20 protein-coding genes are annotated in these 19396 nt (G+C 71.7%); 9 read left to right on the forward strand and 11 right to left on the reverse strand.

Features of this window, described 5'->3' with window-relative positions:
* Nucleotides 1-138 precede the first annotated feature (138 nt).
* The 4 genes from NAG42_RS43010 to NAG42_RS43025 all read right to left on the reverse strand — a co-directional run bounded on the left by NAG42_RS43010 (nucleotide 139) and on the right by NAG42_RS43025 (nucleotide 2186).
* Nucleotides 139-750, reverse strand: a complete 612-nt coding sequence (locus tag NAG42_RS43010) for a LysE family translocator (RefSeq protein WP_250038321.1) — start codon at nucleotides 748-750, stop codon at nucleotides 139-141.
* Between the two features lie 77 nt (nucleotides 751-827).
* Nucleotides 828-1487: a DUF1048 domain-containing protein gene (locus tag NAG42_RS43015; protein ID WP_250038322.1), complete on the reverse strand. Its 660-nt coding sequence runs from the start codon at nucleotides 1485-1487 to the stop codon at nucleotides 828-830.
* Nucleotides 1484-1852, reverse strand: a complete 369-nt coding sequence (locus NAG42_RS43020) for a PadR family transcriptional regulator (protein WP_250038323.1) — start codon at nucleotides 1850-1852, stop codon at nucleotides 1484-1486. The genes NAG42_RS43015 and NAG42_RS43020 overlap by 4 nt, the downstream gene beginning before the upstream one ends.
* An 88-nt stretch (nucleotides 1853-1940) precedes the next feature.
* Nucleotides 1941-2186, reverse strand: coding sequence for a hypothetical protein (locus NAG42_RS43025; protein ID WP_250038324.1), 246 nt, complete (start codon nucleotides 2184-2186; stop codon nucleotides 1941-1943).
* 1 nt (nucleotide 2187) lies between these two features.
* On the opposite strand from NAG42_RS43025, the gene NAG42_RS43030 reads away from it, so the two are divergent.
* Complete coding sequence (locus tag NAG42_RS43030) at nucleotides 2188-2691, forward strand: RlpA-like double-psi beta-barrel domain-containing protein (RefSeq protein WP_250038325.1); 504 nt, start codon at nucleotides 2188-2190, stop codon at nucleotides 2689-2691.
* A gap of 8 nt (nucleotides 2692-2699) precedes the next feature.
* Here the strand turns inward: NAG42_RS43030 and NAG42_RS43035 are convergent, their stop codons facing one another.
* On the reverse strand, nucleotides 2700-4439 hold the full coding sequence (locus NAG42_RS43035; RefSeq protein WP_250038326.1) for an MOSC and FAD-binding oxidoreductase domain-containing protein: 1740 nt from the start codon (nucleotides 4437-4439) through the stop codon (nucleotides 2700-2702).
* A 115-nt stretch (nucleotides 4440-4554) separates the two neighbouring features.
* Here NAG42_RS43035 and NAG42_RS43040 point away from each other — a divergent pair, with 115 nt between their 5' ends.
* The 3 genes from NAG42_RS43040 (at nucleotide 4555) to NAG42_RS43050 (ending at nucleotide 7914) form a co-directional block, all read left to right on the forward strand.
* On the forward strand, nucleotides 4555-6105 hold the full coding sequence (locus NAG42_RS43040) for a S8 family peptidase (RefSeq protein ID WP_250038327.1): 1551 nt from the start codon (nucleotides 4555-4557) through the stop codon (nucleotides 6103-6105).
* A gap of 20 nt (nucleotides 6106-6125) precedes the next feature.
* Nucleotides 6126-7406, forward strand: a complete 1281-nt coding sequence (locus tag NAG42_RS43045) for a hypothetical protein (protein ID WP_250038328.1) — start codon at nucleotides 6126-6128, stop codon at nucleotides 7404-7406.
* A 115-nt stretch (nucleotides 7407-7521) separates the two neighbouring features.
* Nucleotides 7522-7914, forward strand: coding sequence for a nuclear transport factor 2 family protein (locus NAG42_RS43050; RefSeq protein ID WP_250038329.1), 393 nt, complete (start codon nucleotides 7522-7524; stop codon nucleotides 7912-7914).
* A 33-nt stretch (nucleotides 7915-7947) separates the two neighbouring features.
* On the opposite strand, the gene NAG42_RS43055 is transcribed toward NAG42_RS43050, so the two are convergent.
* Nucleotides 7948-9051 (reverse strand): hypothetical protein, encoded by a 1104-nt coding sequence (locus NAG42_RS43055; protein WP_250038330.1) that lies wholly within the window; start codon nucleotides 9049-9051, stop codon nucleotides 7948-7950.
* A gap of 200 nt (nucleotides 9052-9251) precedes the next feature.
* Between NAG42_RS43055 and NAG42_RS43060 the strand changes: the two genes are divergently transcribed.
* From NAG42_RS43060 to NAG42_RS43070, 3 genes are all read left to right on the forward strand, one after another.
* Complete coding sequence (locus tag NAG42_RS43060; protein ID WP_250038331.1) at nucleotides 9252-12047, forward strand: ATP-binding protein; 2796 nt, start codon at nucleotides 9252-9254, stop codon at nucleotides 12045-12047.
* Between the two features lie 100 nt (nucleotides 12048-12147).
* Nucleotides 12148-12939 (forward strand): alpha/beta hydrolase, encoded by a 792-nt coding sequence (locus NAG42_RS43065; RefSeq protein ID WP_250038332.1) that lies wholly within the window; start codon nucleotides 12148-12150, stop codon nucleotides 12937-12939.
* Nucleotides 12936-13715, forward strand: coding sequence for an SDR family NAD(P)-dependent oxidoreductase (locus NAG42_RS43070; protein WP_250038333.1), 780 nt, complete (start codon nucleotides 12936-12938; stop codon nucleotides 13713-13715). The genes NAG42_RS43065 and NAG42_RS43070 overlap by 4 nt, the downstream gene beginning before the upstream one ends.
* A gap of 81 nt (nucleotides 13716-13796) precedes the next feature.
* Here NAG42_RS43070 and NAG42_RS43075 read toward each other — a convergent pair whose 3' ends face one another.
* Genes NAG42_RS43075 through NAG42_RS43090 form a run of 4 tightly spaced genes read right to left on the reverse strand, consistent with a single transcriptional unit; the run spans nucleotide 13797 to nucleotide 17200 of the window.
* Entirely contained in the window at nucleotides 13797-14504 is a 708-nt protein-coding gene (locus NAG42_RS43075; RefSeq protein ID WP_250038334.1) for a DUF998 domain-containing protein, read from the reverse strand.
* Nucleotides 14501-15754, reverse strand: coding sequence for a low temperature requirement protein A (locus tag NAG42_RS43080; protein ID WP_250038335.1), 1254 nt, complete (start codon nucleotides 15752-15754; stop codon nucleotides 14501-14503). Before NAG42_RS43080 ends, NAG42_RS43075 begins: the two co-directional genes overlap by 4 nt.
* Nucleotides 15754-16371 carry a TetR/AcrR family transcriptional regulator gene (locus NAG42_RS43085; RefSeq protein WP_250038336.1) on the reverse strand — a complete coding sequence of 206 codons (618 nt, stop codon included), beginning with the start codon at nucleotides 16369-16371 and terminating at the stop codon, nucleotides 15754-15756. The genes NAG42_RS43080 and NAG42_RS43085 overlap by 1 nt, the downstream gene beginning before the upstream one ends.
* Nucleotides 16364-17200, reverse strand: a complete 837-nt coding sequence (locus NAG42_RS43090) for an alpha/beta fold hydrolase (RefSeq protein ID WP_250038408.1) — start codon at nucleotides 17198-17200, stop codon at nucleotides 16364-16366. Before NAG42_RS43090 ends, NAG42_RS43085 begins: the two co-directional genes overlap by 8 nt.
* Nucleotides 17201-17338: 138 nt before the next feature.
* On the opposite strand from NAG42_RS43090, the gene NAG42_RS43095 reads away from it, so the two are divergent.
* Nucleotides 17339-17899 (forward strand): RNA polymerase sigma factor, encoded by a 561-nt coding sequence (locus NAG42_RS43095; RefSeq protein WP_250038337.1) that lies wholly within the window; start codon nucleotides 17339-17341, stop codon nucleotides 17897-17899.
* A complete protein-coding gene (locus NAG42_RS43100; protein ID WP_250038338.1) occupies nucleotides 17896-18918 on the forward strand; it encodes a hypothetical protein in 1023 nt (340 codons plus the stop codon). The genes NAG42_RS43095 and NAG42_RS43100 overlap by 4 nt, the downstream gene beginning before the upstream one ends.
* A 4-nt stretch (nucleotides 18919-18922) precedes the next feature.
* Here the strand turns inward: NAG42_RS43100 and NAG42_RS43105 are convergent, their stop codons facing one another.
* Nucleotides 18923-19369 (reverse strand): hypothetical protein, encoded by a 447-nt coding sequence (locus tag NAG42_RS43105; RefSeq protein ID WP_250038339.1) that lies wholly within the window; start codon nucleotides 19367-19369, stop codon nucleotides 18923-18925.
* Nucleotides 19370-19396 lie beyond the last annotated feature (27 nt).

Raw genomic sequence — 19396 nt, forward strand, 5'->3', positions numbered from 1 at the left:
TTCCAAGACCTCCCACTGCCCGTCGGTCAGTGAGGACTCGTACGCGGGTTTACAGACACAACGACACACACGTGATCTTCGCTGACATCGTTACCGAAGATCACACCGAGGTATCACAACACTCTCTGAGAGGACGTCTCAGCCTCGCTCGGACGCCAGTCTCGCTCCGAAGCCGATCATGGCGAAGCCGGTGATGCCGTCGAGGCCGCGGCGGACCGGCTTGCGCGTGAGTACGGACCGGGCCTGGTGCAGGCCCGCTGTCACGGCGAGCAGATAGGTCAGCGACACCAAGGCATGGGTGGTCGCATACAGGCCGGTGGCGAGGACCCCGGATTCCGGTGTCAGAAATTGCGGCAGGACCGCCAGATAGAACACGAGGACCTTGGGATTGGTGATGTTGGAGAGGAAGCCCTGCCGCCAGCCACGGTGGCCGGTGACGGGGCCGGGAGCCGCATACCGGCCGCGCAGCGCCTGCCACAGCAGCCGGCCGCCGAGGTAGGTCAGATAGGCGGCGCCCAGCCATTTCACGGCTTGGAACACCGGCTGTGCGGTCACGATGAGCGCGCCCAGTCCCGCTACGGCGGCCACGCCCTGCACGGCGTTGGACGATGCGACCCCGGCCGCGCACCACATGCCGCGGGACCGGCCGCCGGAGAGGGTGTTGCCGACCACCACGGCGAAGTCGGGCCCGGGTATGAGCACCACCGCGGCGGCGACCAGCAGATAGGTTGTGTAGCCCGTCCAGTCCATCGGCCCACGCTAGGCCGATGGGGCCGGTCGGGGCTGGCGGGAAACGGACCTGACGTTCGCGGTGGCCGAGCGACCGCTCAGCCGGCGGCGGTCAGGGACCAGCGGCGGGCCAGGGCCGTCGCGCCGAAGAAGGCGGCCAGGACGATTGCCGCCTCGGTGCTGATGGCGGCCGGGGTGAGGGCGAAGTCCATCGCCCGGCCGGCGGCGGCTGCGGCCAGGATGGCGGCGCCGAACGCGGGCGGCAGCAGCAACGTCATCCGGGCCGCGGTGTGCCGGATCCGGGGCACGTCGCGCAGGGCGATGCGGACGCTCAGGACCGCACCGGCCACCACGACCGCCACGACGCCGCCGTAGAAGACGCCGGCGGCGAGCCAGATCGGCACGCGGGTGCCCCGAGGCAGGTCGAACGCGGCCACGAAGACCTGGTGGAGGCCGGCCACGAGGGCGTAACCGGCGACGAGGGCGACCACCGCGCCGGCACCGGCGACGCCGAGGATCGTGCCGTAGCGCGGCGCGGCCCGCTCCACGCCGGACTCCTCGGCCAGGCTGCGGGCGAAGCCGGCCGGGTCGGCTCCCAGCAGGTCGGCCGGACTCAGGCCGTCGGCGCCGGCGGCTTCGAGCTCGGCCCGCAGGTCGGTGGCCAGGGAGACCCGGTCGCGGCGGTGCACGCCGAGGGTGCGCCACTCGCGGTCGGCGGTGGCCAGGACGCTGTCGATGGCTGATCCGGACGTGGTCATCGCTTGTCTCCTGGTGGTGGGGCGTGGACGTCGATGGTCGCGTTGACGACGCCGGCGAACTCGGTCCACTGCCGGCGCCAGGCGGTCAGTCGCTGGTGGCCGGTGTCGGTGAGCCGGTAGACCTTGCGGGGCGGGCCGGTCGGGCTCGGCTGCCGCATGTCGGCGACCAGGCCGAGGCGGTGCAGCCGGGTGACCAGGGGGTAGACGGTGCCGTAGCTGACCGGTCCGAAGCCCGCGGTGTCGAGGCGGCGGACGAGCTCGTAGCCGTGGGCGGGCTCCCCGGCCAGCAGCGCGAGCAGACACATGTCGAGGCAACCGCGCAGGAGCTGAGCCTGGCGTTCGGCGGCCTCGTCCGTCGCTATCATGCGCCACATAATAGGTGAGCTATTAGGTGGTGTCTAATAGCGGTTTCCGGCCATCGCCGGGCGGAGGCTGGCATGCTCGGCTGATGCGTCAGTGCCTGGCCCTTTCCGCCACCGCGGTGGTCGTGCTGACAGCGGTCGTGCTGACAGCCGGCTGCGGGACGGAGCCGGCCGGAAAGAGCACGCTCCCCAGCCCCTCGTCCGTCGTCCCGTCCCCGCCGATCGCGTCGAGCGCGGATCCGGTGCCGTCCCCGCCGATCAGGTCGACGGCGGGACCGGTGCCGTCGACGGCGGCGCCGGTGAAGACCGGGAGAGCGAGCAGCGGGTGGGAGATCACCGTGTACTACACCGCGGTGGAGAAGTTCCATGACGGGGAGCCGACGGACGTCACCGGGTGCCGGAAACTGGACTGTGCCGACGGGGACGACGACCTGGGCAGCTATCCGGAGGACTTCGTCCAGGCCGTGCGGGACGAGGGCACCGGGCTCACCGGCTCCGGGCGGTATCTGAACTGGTCGTACGACATCGGGTTCTGGCTCGACTCGGCGCCCCGCAGTTCGGACGGCCGGCGGCTCACGCCGTTCGTCTCGGCCGCGGCCGACCCGGAGGTGCTGCCGCACGGCACCCGCTTCACCATCGCGGACTGCGGGCGCCGGGAGGACGCGCCCGCGAAGACCTGCGCGGCGTTGCGCCGGGGGGCCTGGCTGGTCACCGACGAGTTCACGCCCGGGCTCGGCGGGAACCGGCACCTCGACGCCTACATCGGCCCCGAGACCGGCCGGGACTTCACCGACTCGGACTGGTACGTCACGCTGAAGGGTGCTCGACTGACGATCGGCTGAGTCGTGCCCTAAAGGTCGAGGACCACGTCGCCGCGGGGGTGGCTGGAGCAGATCAGCACGTTGCCCGCGGCGGGCGGGTCGACCGGGTCGGTCGAATAGGTGACCTCGCCCGACAACAGGCCGGACTCGCAGTTGTGGCACACCCCGACGCGGCACGACCAGCGGACCGGGACGTCGCACGCCTCGGCCAGGTCGAGCAGGCTGGCCGTCCCGGCGGGCCAGGGCACGGTCAGGTCGCTGCGGGCGAACGACACCGCGGGGCCGGTGCCCGGCTCGCCGGCCGGCGGGTGCGGGGCGCGGCCCGGTGTCGCGCCGATGCCCGGGGTCAGGCCGGGCTGCGACCCGAAGATCTCGGTGTGGATGCGACCGGCCGGCACGCCGGTCTCGACGAGCGCCGCGGTGACGTCGGTGAGGAAGGCCGCCGGCCCGCACAGGTAGGCGTCGCCGCCGGCCGGCAGCTCGAGCGTCCGCAGGAGCTCCGCCGTCAGGTGGCCGGCGCCGTCGTAGTCGTGGCCCAGCCGGTCGTCCGGGCCGGGCCGGCTCAGGCAGACGTACGAATGAGCCCGCGGCAACCGGGCCAGCAGAGCGGCCGCCTCGGCCGCGAACGGTCGCTCCTGACCGTTGCGGGCGGCCTGCACCCACCACACCTCCCGGTCCGAGCCGTGCGTCGCGAGGGCGTGGAGCATGGCCAGCACCGGTGTCGCGCCGACGCCCCCGCTGATCAGCAGGATCGGGCCCGACCCACCCGGTGGCAGGGTGAACGTGCCCCGGGGCGCGGCCACGTCGATCAGGTCGCCGGGGTGCAGGTGCGTGTGCAGGTAGGCACCGGCCCGGCCGTGTGGCTCCTGCTTGACGCTGATCCGGTATTCCGGGTCACCCGGCTCGCCGGACAGGGAGTAGCTGCGGACGAGCGCGGGCTGAAGCCGTACGGTCAGGAACTGGCCCGGCAGAGCGGCGGGCAGCGGTGCGCCGCCCGGGTCGGCCAGCCGGATCGAGGTGATGGTCGAGCTCTCCGGCACGATCGCGGTGACCTTCAGCGTACGGAATCCGGCCCACGCCGGCGGCGGTGACTCCGCCACCAGGCCCGCGTTGCCGGTGCCCGACGCCGGCTGGTCGAGGATCGCGCGGAACGACCCCTGCCAGCCGGGGCTCAGCGCCGGGATGCGCAGCGCCCGCTCGATCTGCTCGCGGGGATGGCCGGGCAGGTAGAGCAGGGCGTCGATGTCGGCCACGGTGAGCGCCTCGGGGCCGTCGGCCACCTGGACGATGTCGTCGCCGGCCCGTACCTCGCCCTCCTCGAGCACCCGGAAGTAGAAGCCCGGCCGGTGGTGCTGGACGAGCAGGGCCGGCATCCGCGGATCGTCCATCCGGATCCCGACCCGGTAACAGGTGACCCGCGGCTGGGTCACCTCGAACAGCGCCCCGCCGATCCGGTAACGGTCGCCGACGCGGACCTCGTCGTCGGCCAGACCGTCGACGGTGAAGTTCTCGCCGAACTGCCCGTCCGTGAAGTCGTCACGGCCCAGGAACTCCTGCCAATACCGGTACGAGTCGAGCTGGTAGACGAAGACGGCCCGCATCTCGCCGCCGTGGCCGCCGAGGTCCCCCTGCCCGTCCCCGTCGATGTTGAGCCGTCGCACCATGGCCGGTCCGTCGACCGGCGCCTTCCAGATCCCGGTGTGGACCGTCCGGCCCCGCCAGCGCACGTCCTGGGGCAGCCCGACATTCACCGATCGCAGCGTCGCCATCCCCTCATGGTCCACCCACCGCGGGCCGATGTCGGCTTCCGGACCGGCGCGATCGGTATCCGATCGGCCACGCCGTCCTCCTACCGATGACGAACTGCGAGAACGGAGCAGCCCGATGGCGGTGGACAGAACGGAATGGGACGGGTCGTGGCAGATGCCGGCCGAGTTCTCCCCGGGCGCCGGCCCGCACGCGGAGGCGGGCCGCCCCGCGGGTGAGGCGGTCGCCACGGCACCCGACCTGGTGGCCGACTCGGTGATCTCGCCGCCGTTGCGCGAGCGGATGGCCCTGGGGGACGGCTTGATCGGCGTCACGATCGAGCTGCGCCTGCGCTACGACGGCGGCCTGGCCGGGGCCACCGACCGGGTACGCGAGATGCTGCGCTGGATCCGGCCGGCCGCCGCGGAGACCGCGATCGTGCTCAACGGATACGTGACGGTGGCGCTGACCGCCGCGGAGATCCGGATGCTGGTAAGCCTCGACGCCGAGTCGGCGCTGGAGTCCGCCGGCCCGTCGACCGAGATCGTCCGGGCCGCGCGGGACGCGATCCACCGCCTGTGGCCCAATTTCGGGACCACGGCCCTGATCACCCGGTCGATCGTCACGACGAAGTGCCAGGCCGTGCACCGCTCGTTCAACGCCACCGGTCGCGGCATCGTCTGGGCCGTGCTCGACTCCGGCATCGACGGCGACCACCCACACTTCCGGCAGCACAAGAACCTCGTCGGGATGCCGCACAAGTCGTTCGTCGACGCGGACGACGCCCTGGCCCTGCGCGACGAGGCCGGGCACGGCACCCATGTGGCGGCCATCCTGGCCGGCGAGCAGATCGCCGAGGGCGACAAGCAGCTGACCGCCTCGGTCGCCTACTGGGACGACTCCGGCTCCGGGAAGCTGAGCTCGCGCGAGACGACGTTCGCCTCGATCTGCGGCATGGCGCCGGAGTGCAAGCTGTTGTCCTGCAAGGTGTTGCGCCCGGACGAGACCGGCGATCTGACCGGCCTGATCGCCGCCCTGCAATACATCGCCGAGCTCAACAACGGCGGCAAGGACCTGCAGGTGCACGGGGTGAACATCTCGGTCGGGCACCCCTTCGACCCGAGCTGGTTCGCGGCCGGGCTCACCCCGGTCTGCCGCGAGGTGGACAACCTGGTGCGCTCCGGGGTCGTGGTGGTCGTGGCCGCCGGCAACAGCGGGTACGGATACGCCCAGGACCGCCGGCTCCAGCCGATCCGGCTCGGCTTCGACATGACCATCAACGACCCGGGCAACGCCGCGCTGGCCCTCACCGTGGGCTCGACCTCGTCGTCGCCCCACTCGACCGGGGTGTCGTACTTCTCCTCCAAGGGCCCCACCGGTGACGGCCGCCTGAAGCCGGATCTGGTGGCACCCGGCGAGCGCATCATCAGCGCCGCCTCGGGGGCTCTGCTGGCCACCGCCCAGGGCGTGTCATCGGCCGCGACGTACGCCGAGAACACCGGTACGTCGATGGCCGCCACGCACGTGTCGGGGGCGGCCGCCGCGTTCCTCTCGGTGCACCGCGAGTTCATCGGGCGGCCCGACGCCGTCCGCGAGGCGTTGCTCTCCACCGCGACCGACCTCGGCCGGGCCCGCACCTTCCAGGGCGCCGGCCTGGTCGACGCCATGCGCGCCATCCAATCCGTCTGACCGGCCACCAAGGAGTACCGATGCGACTTCCCTGTACCGCGGTCGAGTTCACCACGTCCGGCGACCCGGCCGACCCCCGCCAGATCGCCGCCGCCGTCACCTCGATCGGCGCGGTCACCGACGTCCTGCTCGTCTCGCACGGCTGGAACAACGACATGCCCCGCGCCCAGCGGTTGATCGACGAGCTCAGCGACAACGTCGACACCAGCCTGTCCGGCCGCTTCGCCGGTCGTTCGCTGGCCGTGGTCGGCCTGCTGTGGCCGTCGAAGCAGTGGGGCAGTGACGAGGACGACACGGCCGGCGGCGGGCTGTCCGCCGTCGACTCGACGGCCGAGCTCAAGGGCGCCATCCGGGCGGCGGTGGAGGATCCGGCCGCCGCCGAGGCCTTGCTGAAGCTCGCTGACAGCCTCAACGAGTCGGAGAGCGCGCAGGCGGAGTTCCTGTCCGTCCTGCGGGGACAGCTGCCGCTGCCCGAGGCGGTGGCCGACGACGACGCCGCGCCGGTCACCCTGCGCGCCGGCGACACCGGCGCGGTGTTCGGCGCGGCCGGTGACGCCGTGGTCGAGGCGGCCGTCCGGCCGGTGACCGTGCCGGACAACGCCGGACCGCCGAGCGCCTCGCCCTTCGACACCCTGCCCGACCCGCTGGCCGGGGCCGGCTCCGGCAGCACCGGCCTGCTCGATCTCATCAAGAAGCCGGTCCGGGCGGCCACCGAACTGCTGAACGTCACGACGTTCTACCGGATGAAGGAGCGCTCCGGTGCGGTCGGCTCGCGGGGCGTCGTCCGGCTGCTCGAGGCGATCGACGCGGCGCCCCACGACGTGCGGGTGCACCTGGCCGGTCACTCCTTCGGAGCTCGGGTGGTCGCCATGGCGGCCGCGACGACAACCACACCGATCGCCTCGGTCTCGTTGCTGCAGGGCGCTTTCAGCCATCGCGGGCTGGCGGTGGGCGGCGGGTTCCACCGGCTGATGAGCGGTCCGCAGCTGCGCGGGCCGGTGATCGTCACGCACACGCACAACGACCGGGCGGTGCGCCTGGCCTACGCGGTGGCCTCCCGGCTGGCCAAGCAGAGCTCGTCGGGCATGGGCGATGCCGGCGACCCGTACGGTGGTCTCGGAGCGAACGGCGCGGTCGGCACGGCCGAGGCGGTCGCCGGCACGCTGGGCGACCGGAACGCGAGCTACCTGTTCGCCGCCCGCAAGGTGCACAACCTCAAGGCCGACAAGTTCGTGGCCAACCACTCCGACGTCACCAACCCAGCCGTCGCCAACGCCGTCGCCACCGCGGTGGCGGGCTGAAAGGCCCGTCGTTCGCCGCCACGTGCGGGTGCCGGCCAGGGCCCGCACAAGGCCACGGGCCGGCACCGGGCCAAAGCTGCCATCGCTGCCGAGCGGGTGTCCGTAACCTTCTGTCATGTCCTCAGACGCATTTCAGTTGGTCGATCTGGAGAAGAGGCGCCTCGCGGCTCTGGTGTCCGCTGACGCGGACACGCTGGAGGCTCTGCACGCCCCCGAATTCGTGTTGGTCCATCCGGGCGGCGGAGTCTGGTCCAGGCGGCATTACCTCGACGGCGTCCTGAGCGGCGCCATCGACTACCGCCGCTTCGAGGCGGTCTCCACCATCGAGGTCCTGCGCGACGGCGGCCTCGCCGTCCTGCGGTACCGCTCAGCGATGGACATCCACGTCCGGGGCCAGGAACCCGGCCCGCTGGAGTGCCGGCACATGGACTGTTACCGCGCCGCCCCCGACGGGAGCCGGTGGTGGGCGGTCTGGTCGCAGGCGACCGAAATCCGGCACACGCAGTAGCGAACGGCCATCCGCCTCGGTGACCATCGCGTCCTACCGGGCCCCGTTCGCCTTCGTCAGCGTTCCACCCGCGGCGCAACCATCAACTTCGGGATCAGTGTTGAACTGGTGCCACCAAAGGGCGACGCGCCGGCCGAGATCTCCGCGTCGGATTTCGTGGAGACTACTGGTGATTCCGACGGCGGCAATACCCAGAAGCGCGACACCGTAGATCGGGTTGCCGGATCTCAGAATGGCCGAGCCGAGGACCACGGTGCCCAGTCCGACACCCAGTTGCGCGACGTGAACGACGTCGAGTCTCCCGTGCAGCAGGCCGAAACCGGAAACCACCACGAGCGTCCCGTGGCTGACGAAGATGCAGCCGAACAGGAGGAGGCCTCCACCGATCTGGGAGGCACCGATGATGAGGGAGGCGACGCCGATACCGATGAGCCCCAGCCCGTGCCAGCTGTAGCGCTCCTTCGTCCACCCCAGGCCGGACAAGGTGGTTGCCACGCCGCCCACGACAAGTCCGGATCCCTGGGCGAGCGCACCTCCGGCTGTCACGGTCAAGCCGAGCATGGCCATCGCGCCGCCCAATCCGATGACGCCGGGGCCAGGGCGCAGGGCGCCGAGAGCCAGCCACGCCAACACCACCCCCGCGGCGCCGAGGGCGGTCAGGGCGAGGCTGTGGACGTTCACCATTCCGGGCCGGCCCTCGATGAGGAGAGAGTCCGATGTGATGACGATGGTGGTCAGCCCGATGCCGACAGTCGCCGCACCCAGCAGTATGCGGGCGGCGGTCTCCTCCCGGCGGGGTATGAGGACTGCTCCTGCGGTGAGCAGGGCGGCGAACGCGGCGCTCCACGAGCGGATCGCGGCCGGCCCCAGCAGAACCAGAAAACTGGCCACCAGGGCAAGCGTCAGCAGGATCCTGATCGACCAGCGCGCAACGGGAGATCCGGGCCGGCGATGCAACCAGGAAGAGACGGCCAGAACGGCGCCCACCGACATCGCTGCGATCACGATCCGCCAGCGGTAGTCGCCGCTGAGAATATTGATACTCAGTCCACCGGTGACCGAACTACCGAGCAGCATTCCGGATACCTTCCCGCGCCAATCCAACGGTGCGGGTCGCGAACTGTCGTCGTTTTCCACCGTCCGATGATGAGGTGGACCCGAGATCGGGTCCAGCGATCGCGCTGTCCGCAATATGACGGATCACATCGAGCACGGCTGATTCCGGTGCCGGCCCGCAGGTGGCAGCGGACCGGCACAGCTGCGGTTGTCCGGTCGCGCAGGCGTGGGTGCGCTCCCAGGGGCACTCGGGCAAGGGGCTGGACAGCAAGGTCAACGGGATGAATGCTGAGCTCGTGGGCGCGACCGGGGGGCGGCGGCTCGTCGGGCGGGACGACGAGTTGAGAGTGCTGTTCCGGCAGCTCGACGGCGTCGACGGGCGAGGCCGCGCGATCGGGCTGCTCGGGCAGCCCGGGGTGGGCAAGAGCGCGCTGCAGGCCGAGGCGGTCGAGCACGCCCGGTCGCTCGGGTTCACTGTGCTCATCGCGCGGGGCAGCCAGTCGGAGACGCACCTGCCCTATGCCGGTCTGCACCAGGTGGTCCGGCCCCTTCTTCCGTACGCCGATCGGCTGCCCGCCCTGCAGCGCGACGCCCTCCTGGGCTGTTTCGCGATGAGCGAGTCCGCCGAGACGAACCCGTTCTTCACCTACCTGGCCGTCCTCGAGCTGCTCGTCGACGCGGCCACCCGGGCGCCCGTGCTCGTCTGCCTCGACGACCTGCAGTGGCTCGACCAGCCCTCGATCGACGCCCTGGCCTTCGTCACCCGCCGGATCGTCGGCGAGCGGGTCATCGTGCTGTGCACGTCGCGGTCCGAGTCACGGCCGTTCTCCGATGCCCCGACCATGCAGTGGCTGGAGCTGGACGGCATCGACGAGCCCGCCGCGGCCACCCTGCTCGACGAGCGGGCGCCCCAGCTGACCCCGGCGGTGCGGGACCGCGTGCTCGGGCAGGCCGGTGGCAACCCGCTGGCCCTGCTGGAGTTCGCCACCGCGCTGGAGTCGGGCCGCTACGCGTGGACCGAGTTCGACGAGGACCTGCCGATGACCACCCGGCTCGAGCGGGCGTTCGCCGCGCGCGCCGAGGATCTCGCCCCGGCCGTGCGGGCCGTCCTGACCGTGGCCGCGGTCGACGACGGCGACGACATCAACGACGTCCTCGCGGCCGCACAGGTCCTGCACGGCTCGCCCCTCGATCGGCTGTCGACCCAGCCGGCCTTCGAGCACGGTCTGCTGACCGTGGCCGGCGAGCATTACCGGATCGCCCATCCCCTGGTCGGCTCGGCGCTGCGGCGGGCCATGCCCGCGACCGTCCGCCGGCGGGCGCACAAGGCCCTGGCCGGTGTGCTGGGCGCCCACCCCGACCGGGCGGTGTGGCACCGGGCCTCCGCGGTGTCCGGCCGCGACGAGCAGGTCGCGGCCGAGCTGGAGCAGGCGGCCGGCAACGCCCAGCGCCGGGGCGCGATCGCCTCGGCCGCCGCCTGGCTGGAACGGGCCGCCGCGCTGAGCCCCGACCCGGGGTCGCAGGCGGCCCGGCTGATCAGCGCGGCCGAACTCGGCTATCAGCTGGGCCGGTTCAGCCAGGTCGAGCAGATCAAGGCGCAGCTCACCGGGATGACGCTGCGGCCCCGCGACCGGTCCCGGCTGAGCTGGCTCGAGGGCGTCTTCCACGACGGCTCGACCGGGGAGCCCGCGGAGGTGCGGCACCTGATCGAGATGGCCCGCCTGGCCATCGGCGGCAAGGATTTCGACCTGGCCATGCAGCTGCTGGTCGGCGCGGCCCGGCGGGTCTGGTGGCGCGATCCCGGCGCGGCTGTGCGGCACGACATCGTCGTGGTCGCCCGGCAGGTGGGGGTGCCCGAGGACGACGCCCGGCTGCTGGCCATCTTCGCGCTCTGCGAGGCGCACGAGCTGGGGCCGATGGTCATCGACCATCTGTCACGCTGGCCCGAGGATGCCGGCGGGCGACCCGACCTGGCCGGCCTGCTGGGCATCGCGGCGTTCTGCACGGGCGACTTCCGCCGGGCCGTCGCCTTCCTGTCCACGCCCATCCAGGAGTTGCGGGCGCAGGGCCGGATGAGCCTGCTGGCCGAGGCGCTGGCCGTCCGCGGCTGGGCCGAGATCTATCTGGGGGCGTTCGACGCGTCGAGCTCGTCCGACGAGGCCATGCGGCTGGCCGACGAGACCGGCCAGTCCATGTGGGCGGCCACCGCCCGCATCGCCGTGGCCCTGATCGAGGCCGTGGGCAAGGGCTGGGAGGGCCCGCACCAGCTGCTCTCGGAGGCCGAGCACATCGCGTTGCGCACGCCCAACGCCGATTCCTCCTTGCTGGCCGGCGTGCAGCTGGCCAGGGGCATCGCCGAGCTCGGGGCGAACCGGCACGAGCAGGCGTACGGGGAGCTGCGCCGGGTGTTCGTGCCGGCCGACCCGGCCTACCAGCGGGTGCAGCGGGTGTGGACGCTCAGCTATCTGGCCGATGCCGCTGTCCACACCGGCCGCCTCGACGAGGCGCGGGCCCTGCTGGCCGGGGTCGAGCAGATCGCGGGCGACTCACCGGCGACCGGCTCCACCCTCGCCCTGGAGTATTCGCGGGCGGTGCTGGCCGACCGTGACGCGGCCGAGCCGCTCTTCCGGGCCGCGATGGACGGCGCCGCGGCCCGGCTGCCCTGGCATCTGGCCCGGGTCGAGCTGGCCTACGGCTCGTGGCTGCGCCGCCAGCGCCGCGTCGTCGAGTCGCGGGAACCGCTGCGGGCGGCGCGGGCCGCGTTCGACGCGGTCGGCGCGCGGGCCTGGGCCGAACGAGCCGATCAGGAGATCCGTGCGACCGGCGAGCGCGGATGGCAGCCGACCTCGAACCCGCGCGAGCAGCTCTCGCCGCAGGAGAGCCAGATCGCCGAGCTGGCCGCGCGGGGCCTGTCCAACCGCGAGATCGGTCAGCGCCTGTTCCTGTCGCACCGGACGGTCAGCTCGCACCTCTACCGGATCTTCCCGAAACTCGGCGTCTCGTCCCGCAATCAGCTGGCCACCGCCCTGCTCTCGCAGTCAGGTGACGCTAGAGGTGTCGCCGGGGATCCCGGGTGACGCAGTCTTCGCACTGAAGTCCCGGCGCCGCCCGCCGTCCTAGCGTCGTTGTCGACTGCTGGGGCGTTCGGCGCCCAGCTCGCATCGAGCGGAGACAAGCGTGGCGACGCCCGTCCTCTTCATTCACGGCCTCTGGCTGCACGCCTCGTCCTGGGAGCCCTGGATCCAGGTCTTCTCGGACGCCGGCTACGAACCGCAGGCCCCCGGCTGGCCCGGCGACGGCGACACGGTCGAGGCCTCGCGGGCCGCCCCCGGGGCGATCGGCGACCACGGCATCGACGACGTGGTGGAGCACTTCGCCGGCCTCATCGACCGGCTGCCGTCGCCGCCGATCCTGATCGGGCACTCGTTCGGCGGGATGATCGCCCAGAAGCTGCTCGGGCAGGACCGGGCGCTGGCCGCCGTCGCCATCGACGCCGCCCAGATCAAGGGCGTTCTCCCCCTGCCTCTGTCAGCCCTCAAGGCCACCTTGCCGGTGTTCAAGAATCCGGCCAACCGGCACCGGGCCGTCTCGTTGACCGCGGAGCAGTTCCGGTTCGCCTTCGCCAACGCCGTCGACCAGCAGGAGTCGGATCAGCTCTTCGAGCGGTGGACGATCCCCGCCCCGGGCAAGCCGCTGTTCGAGGCGGCCGCGGCCAACTTCAGCCCGCACTCGCCGGCCAAGGTCGACACCGGCAACCAGACCCGCGGGCCGCTGCTGCTGATCGCCAGTGGCCAGGACAACACCGTCCCCGAGTCGGTGACCCGGGCGACCCTCAAGCAGTACCGGCACTCCGAGGCCGTCACCGACATCAGGACCTTCCCGGACCGGGGACACTCGCTGACCATCGACTCGGGCTGGCGTGAGGTCGCGGACGTCAGCCTGGCCTGGCTGAAGGACCAGTCGCTGTGAACCTCGGCCTGGCCGGCCGGTCGGCGGTGGTCACCGGGGCCAGCCGGGGGATCGGGCTCGCCGTGGTGCAGGCGCTGCTCGGGGAGGGAGCCCGGGTCACCGCCGGCGCCCGTACGGCCACCGCGGAGCTCAGCGCCCTGCCCGGCGCGCTCGTCGTCCTCGACGACCTCACCACCGCGGCGGGCTGCCAGCGCCTGGTCGACCAGGCGGTGGCCCGCTTCGGCGGCATCGACATCCTGGTCAACAACGTCGGCGGTGTGCACCCCAGCACCGACGGCTTCCACGAGGTCACCGACGCCGACTGGCAGTGGGCGCTGGACGTCAACCTGATGTCGGCCGTCCGGGCGACCCGGTCCGCCCTGCCGCATCTGCTGCGCAGCGCCCCCTCGGCCATCGTGACGGTCTGCTCGGTGAACGCGTCGCTGCCCGACCCCGGGGTGATCGACTACAGCGCGGCCAAGGCGGCCCTGCGCAGCTTCAGCAAGTCGCTGTCGAAGGAGCTCGGGCCGTCCGGGGTCCGGGTCAACACGGTCAGCCCCGGACCGGTCGAGACCGCGCTGTGGCTCGGCCCCGGCGGCGTCGCCGAGACCCTGGCCAAGGCGCGCGGCCTCGACCCGGCCGCGGTGCGGGCGGCCGCGGTGGCCGGTACCGCGACCGGTCGCTTCACCCGCCCGTCCGAGGTGGCCCAGCTGGTTCTGCTGCTCGCCGCCGAGACCGCCGGCAACGTCACCGGAACCGACGTCCTGATCGACGGCGGCCTGGTCACCAGCCTCTGATCCGTCGCTCCCCTCTCTTCGCGGCGGAGGCTGGTGGGGGAGCGACCACGAGACCAGGAATGCCTCGGCGGGCCCGGCGGGTCAGTTGCTTGTGGACGCTGTGTTCGGGGATGCAGTGTTCGCGTCGACGTGGGGTGCGCGAGCGTCGGTGCGGCTGCGGAGCAGTGCGATGGCGACCGCGAGTTGCCAGATGACGATGGTGTAGACGGAGCCGCGTTCGATGGCACCCGAGGGCAGGCCGGCATCGAAGGTGAGGAAGAGAGCGGTTACGGAGACCAGGCCGACTGCTCCGAGGACGATGCTGGTGAGGCCGATCAGTCGCGTCCGGGGAGTCTTTCGCCAGTGGAGGCCCAGGACGAGCGCGAGCACGTTCCCGCCGAGGATCGCCAGCGTTGCTCCGGTGAAGTGCAGGGCGAGCGTGCCGTTCTGCTGCGCCTGCAGGGAACCGTGGAAGGTTCCGACCAGGATGTAGCCGATCATGGTCACGATCCCCGTCACGGCGGTGAAGGTGCGGGACCGCCCGCTGATCGTCCGCGACAGCAGCACTGTGGCGATTCCGAAGAGGAGTCCCTGAATGATGAATCCGGAGTTCATGACGACGTGCAGGGGCGAGTCGAGCTCGCGGCCCTGGAACACGCCCGCCGTTGCGGATCCGAGGTCGCTGATCCAGTTGTCGGCGTAGCTGTAGCTGGGCGACTTCCACGCCGCGGCCGTGATCGCTTCGGCGGCGAGATAAATCACCGCGCCCACAAGGAAGGCGGCAGCGGCGAGGGGACGGAGCTTGCTCATGATGTGTGCCTTTCCGTAGAGGTGACTGAGTGGTCAGTCACCTCGGTGGCCGGACGTCGTTCGAACCAGAGGTGGGCCAGGACGATCAGGGCCAGGGAGGCCACGAGCGTCCGGCCGCTGACGGCGGCGGCGAGCAGGCCGAGCAGGAGTGGGGCCACGATGCCGGTGGTGATCCGTGAGATCGTCCTCGGCAAGTCGGAACTGTGGCTGGCGACGCCGGTGACCACGCCGAGGGTGAAGTAGGCCGCAACCGCGCCGCACAGCAGCCAGCGCCCTCGGTCGGGTAGTGGTTCGGAGCCGTGCCCGACCACCAGGGAGAGCGGCCCGGCAATGGTGGCGACGACGCCGGTGACCAGGCAGTGCAGGCCGAGGGCGGCGCGGGCGGGGATCCGGCCGGCGCGCAGGTGCGGCAGGCCGGCGTATCCGAAGACGACGGACAAGCCGAACATGCCGGCCAGCAGGATGAAGGACGCGATCGCCGTGGCCAGCAGGCCGAAGTCGTACCGCGCCTCGCCGGCCGCGGCAACGATCTGCACCACCGATTCGCCCAGCACGATGATGACGAAGAGTCCCAGCCGCTCGGACAGGTGGGCCGGATCGACCGAGACCCCGTAAATGACCGGTCCCGTGCCCCGTGGTCCTGACCGGCGCCCATGACTTTTCTGCGCGGTGAGGTACGACTGGACCCGCTGGAGCATCCTGCTGCCGGACAGGACCAGGATCAGCAGCAGGTCGAGGCCGATCCCGGTGGCCCAGAGCGCGAGCTTCCCGTGTTCGCCGACCCAGAGCGACGCGACCCAGGGCAACAGCCCTGCCGAGTACTGCACCACCGGGAAGTCCAGCAATACCGCGCCGCGTTGCCACGACTTGGATCCGTAGACGCGGGTAGCGATGTAGGCGATGGCGAAGACGTTGAGCGGAAGGAGGTCGCCGCCGTGCCCCAGCACGGTGTGCGCCACGCCGGGCACGGACGCGGCCATGGTCCCGAGGCCGAACATGCCGACCATCAGCCGCAGCACGCGGGTCTGGCCGGCGGCGACGTTGCCGTACAGCATGAACGTCGTCCAGGACAGCCACAGAGCCAGGAACAGCAGCGCGTAGAGACCGAGCGTCGCGGCGTCCAGGTCAGGCCCGAGCACGTGGGCCAGCGCGGCCACACCGGCCACCGCCACGAGGTCGAAGAACAGCTCGGCCCAGCTCGCGTGCCGCTCGATCCTGGTGTCTTGCGGTTCTTCGCCGATGTTCACCATCAGTGGCCGCCAGGCGGAGATGTCCGGGCGAGACTGGTGGCGTCGGCGGTGAGGTCGCGCAGGCCGCGGTCGAGAAAGTTGATCATCCAGGTGAAGCTGTCGTCGATGGAGGCGTCGATCTGGAACCCGCCGGCTGCTTCCTGGGTCGAGAACCCGTGCAGGGCGCTGCGGAGCATTCGCAGGGCGTGGATCTCCTGACCGGAGTCCAGGTGGTAGCCGCGCAGCATGGCCGCCCAGGAGGCGACGACCCGCTCGACGGCGGGGATGATCGGGTCGTCGGGTCCGGTCGGGCGGGCCGCCGCAGCATCGGCGGTCGCGTACTGGCCGGGGTGTTCCAGCACGTAGGTCCGCATCGCCTGCGCGCCCGCGGCGAGGGCGTCGGTGCCGGCCCGGCCCTGGATGGCGTCGCGTATGGCGTCGGCGAACTCGGCCATGGCCCGGACCGCGATGCGGTGGACCAGATCGGCCTGGCTGGTGACGTGTTTGTAGAGCGCGGGGGTCTTGACTCCCAGCCGTTCGGCGAGCAGGCCCATGGTGAGGTTCTCGAAGCCGATCTCGTCGATCAGGCCCGCCGCGGCCTCGGTGACCGACAGCGGGGTCAGCCCGGCCCTAGGCATGCGCCAGCGTCCGGTCGAGGAAAGGCCGGGCCAGCGCGAGAACCTGATCCGGTGTCTGCACGTGCGGGTAGTGACCGGCACCCTCGATGACGGCGAGCTCACCAAGGCCCTCGGGCAGATCAGCGATGATCTTCTCGCCCTCGGCGCGAGGATCAGCCCAGTCGGGGTCGAGGCTGCCCTCGATGACCAGGACCGGGCAGGTGACGTTGGCCAGCTGCGCGCCGGCGTCGCTCGGGCTGGTTTTGCACATGGCCTGCAGGACCTTCATCCGGCCGGGCTCGGTCAGCTTCGCCGCGATACGCGTCAGCTCGGCGTCCCAGTCGGCGGGCTTGACCGGATATGCCACGTCGAGGTACTTCTTCCAGCCGGCCAGGCTTCCCCGGACCATGACCTGAGCCATCTGGGTGTAACCGCTCCGGAATCGCTTCACCCGCATCAACCCGCCGAGATCGAAGGGTTGGACGCGGGTGAAGGGCGCCAGCTCGATGACGCCGTTGATCAGATCGGGCGCGGTGGCCGCCGCGATGGTCGCCGCGCCGCCGCTGATCGACTGGCCGATGATCACGGCGGGGCCCCCGAGGTGGCGCACGACGGCGACCAGGTCGCCCGCGATGCCCGTGCGGCTGTAGCCGTCCCAGCCGAGGCTGGAGTCGCCGCAGCCGCGGATGTCGACGTTGGCCACCCGGTATCCGGCGCCGGCCAGGGCCGGAGCGAGAAAGCGGTAGGAGTGCCGACTGTCGCCGATGCCGTGCGCCAGAACCACCAGAGGGCCCCGCCCGGACACCTCATAGGCGAGGTTGTTGCCGGCGATGCTCAAGTACTCGGTCATGACGACCTCCACAGGCTTGGTTAACGACGCTAACTTGAGGTTAGCGGCGTTAACCACGCGCGTCAATCGATCTTCGTCGACCACCGGACGCTTGGTGTCCCGTGTAACGATGGCCCGGTATCCGGACATGGGACTGCCGTGAGCTCCGAAACCGACGACGAGTGCTTCCGGCGTGTGTATGCCGGCACCTTCGAACCGTTGCTGGCCTATGCGGTGCGGCGGGTCGAGCACCCGGAGGACGCGGCCGACGTGGTCGCCGAGACCTTTCTGATCGCCTGGCGCCGGGCCGGCGACCTGCCCGAGGGCGACGAGGTCCGCCTGTGGCTGTACGGGGTCGCCCGCCGCGTGCTGGCCAACCAGCACCGTGGCGGGCGGCGCCGGGAGCGGCTGGCCGCGCGGCTGCGTGAATGCCTCACCACCGTCGTGGCCGATCCCGCGGCCGAGGCCTCGCGGCGGGTCACGGTCCGGGCGGCGCTGGCCCGGCTGGGTGAGCTCGACCGCGAGGTGCTGCGGCTGACCGCGTGGGAGGGGCTGGAACCGCGCGAGGTGGCCGAGGTGCTGGGCATCAGTGCCGCCGCTGTGCGCACCCGGCTGTCCCGGGCCCGGGCGCGGCTGCGCGACCTGCTCGGTGACGAGTTCGGTCCGGCCGGACATGTACTCGACGTCCTGGCCCTACCCGCCCCGAAGGAGCGCTCATGACCGACGAGCAGATCGATCGCGCGGTCCGCGACGCCGACCCTTACCGGCCGGAGTACGCGCGAGTCCTCGACGGGGCGCGGCAGACCCTCCTGGAGGAGATCATGTCCGAGCCGACCATCGTCCGGCGCCGGCCGGCGCGCCGATGGGCCGCCGCCCTCGCGGCGGCCGCGGCCGTCACCGGTGTCCTGGTGGCCACCCCGCTCATCGGCCGCGACCGCACGGTGACCCCGCCGGCCGCGCAACCGGAGGCCGCCCGAGCGGAGCAGGCGGCCGAGACGGCGCCGCGCCTGCTGATCGACGAACCGGGGTGGAAGGCGGTGACGGTGTACGGCTTCGCCGACCCCAACGGCACCGTCGCCTACGCCAAGGGCACATTGCGGCTGGAGATGAACTACTACCCGGGCGAGCAGTACGAGAGCTACTACCAGGACCGGCTGGAGGTCAGTGAGCCCCAGCCGATCACGGTCGACGGCTGGACGGGCAGCGTCTTCACCTACGACAAGAACCGCGCCGCTGTCATGCTGCGTCCCCGGGCCGGCGTCTTCGTCGAGCTGGGCTCGGCAAGCGACGGCTGGACGCGGGGCGAGTTCGACCGGGTCGTCGCGCTCGTCCGCCGCGTCGGCGTGTCCACCTGGCTGGCCGCGATGCCGCCCGAGATCGTCACGCCGGCCCGGATCGCCCGGGCCGCCACCACGGTGCTGGCCGGGGTGCCGCTGCCGCCCCGCTTCGACCTCGGTTCGCTCGGCGACGTCGGGGTCAACGACCGCTACCAGTTCGGCGCGCAGGTGACCGGCCGGGTCGGCTGCGCCTGGATCGCCGAGTGGGTGCGCGCGGACAAGGCCGGTGATCAGGCCGCCGTCACCAAGGCCGCCACCGCGCTGCGCGGCAGCCACCACTGGAAGGTGCTCGAGGACATGGCCGGCGACGGGGGCTGGTCCCAAGTGTTCTGGGAGATCGCCGACAAGACCGCCGCCGACGGACCGCCGGCCGGCTACAAAGACGGGATCGGCTGCCGGTAGAGCGTCAGTCCTGGACCCGGACGAGCCGGGCCACGGTCGCGTCGCCGTCCTTGGCACCGGCCACGCCGACCTCGGCCCCGGTCTTCAGGGCGCCGCGGACCTTGAGCTTGTCGCCCTTGGTCCAGCTCAGTGTGAAGCCGTCGGACGACTTCACACTGAGCGTCTTGTCGGTGGTGGCGGTGACCGTGCCGCGCTGGACGACGATCGTGCGGTTGCCGTCCTTCCCGCTCACGACGACTTCGCCGTGCAGGGTGTTCTTGCGCAGATAGGCCCGGGCGGCCTTGCGCCCCTCCTTCGGCTGCGCGGCCTGCTTGTCGTCCAGCGCGGCCAGGGCGTACGTCTCGTCGGCGGCATCAGCCGGCGTCGCCACAGCAGCGCCGACGGCCACCGCCGCGACCACCCCGGTGAGGCCGAGCGCGGTGATGGTCAGCGTCATTCTCGTACGTGTCATGGCGGTAAGCCTCGACCCGGCGTACGC

It is taken from the genome of Paractinoplanes maris (assembly GCF_023544465.1).
Taxonomy (GTDB): domain Bacteria; phylum Actinomycetota; class Actinomycetes; order Mycobacteriales; family Micromonosporaceae; genus Actinoplanes; species Actinoplanes maris.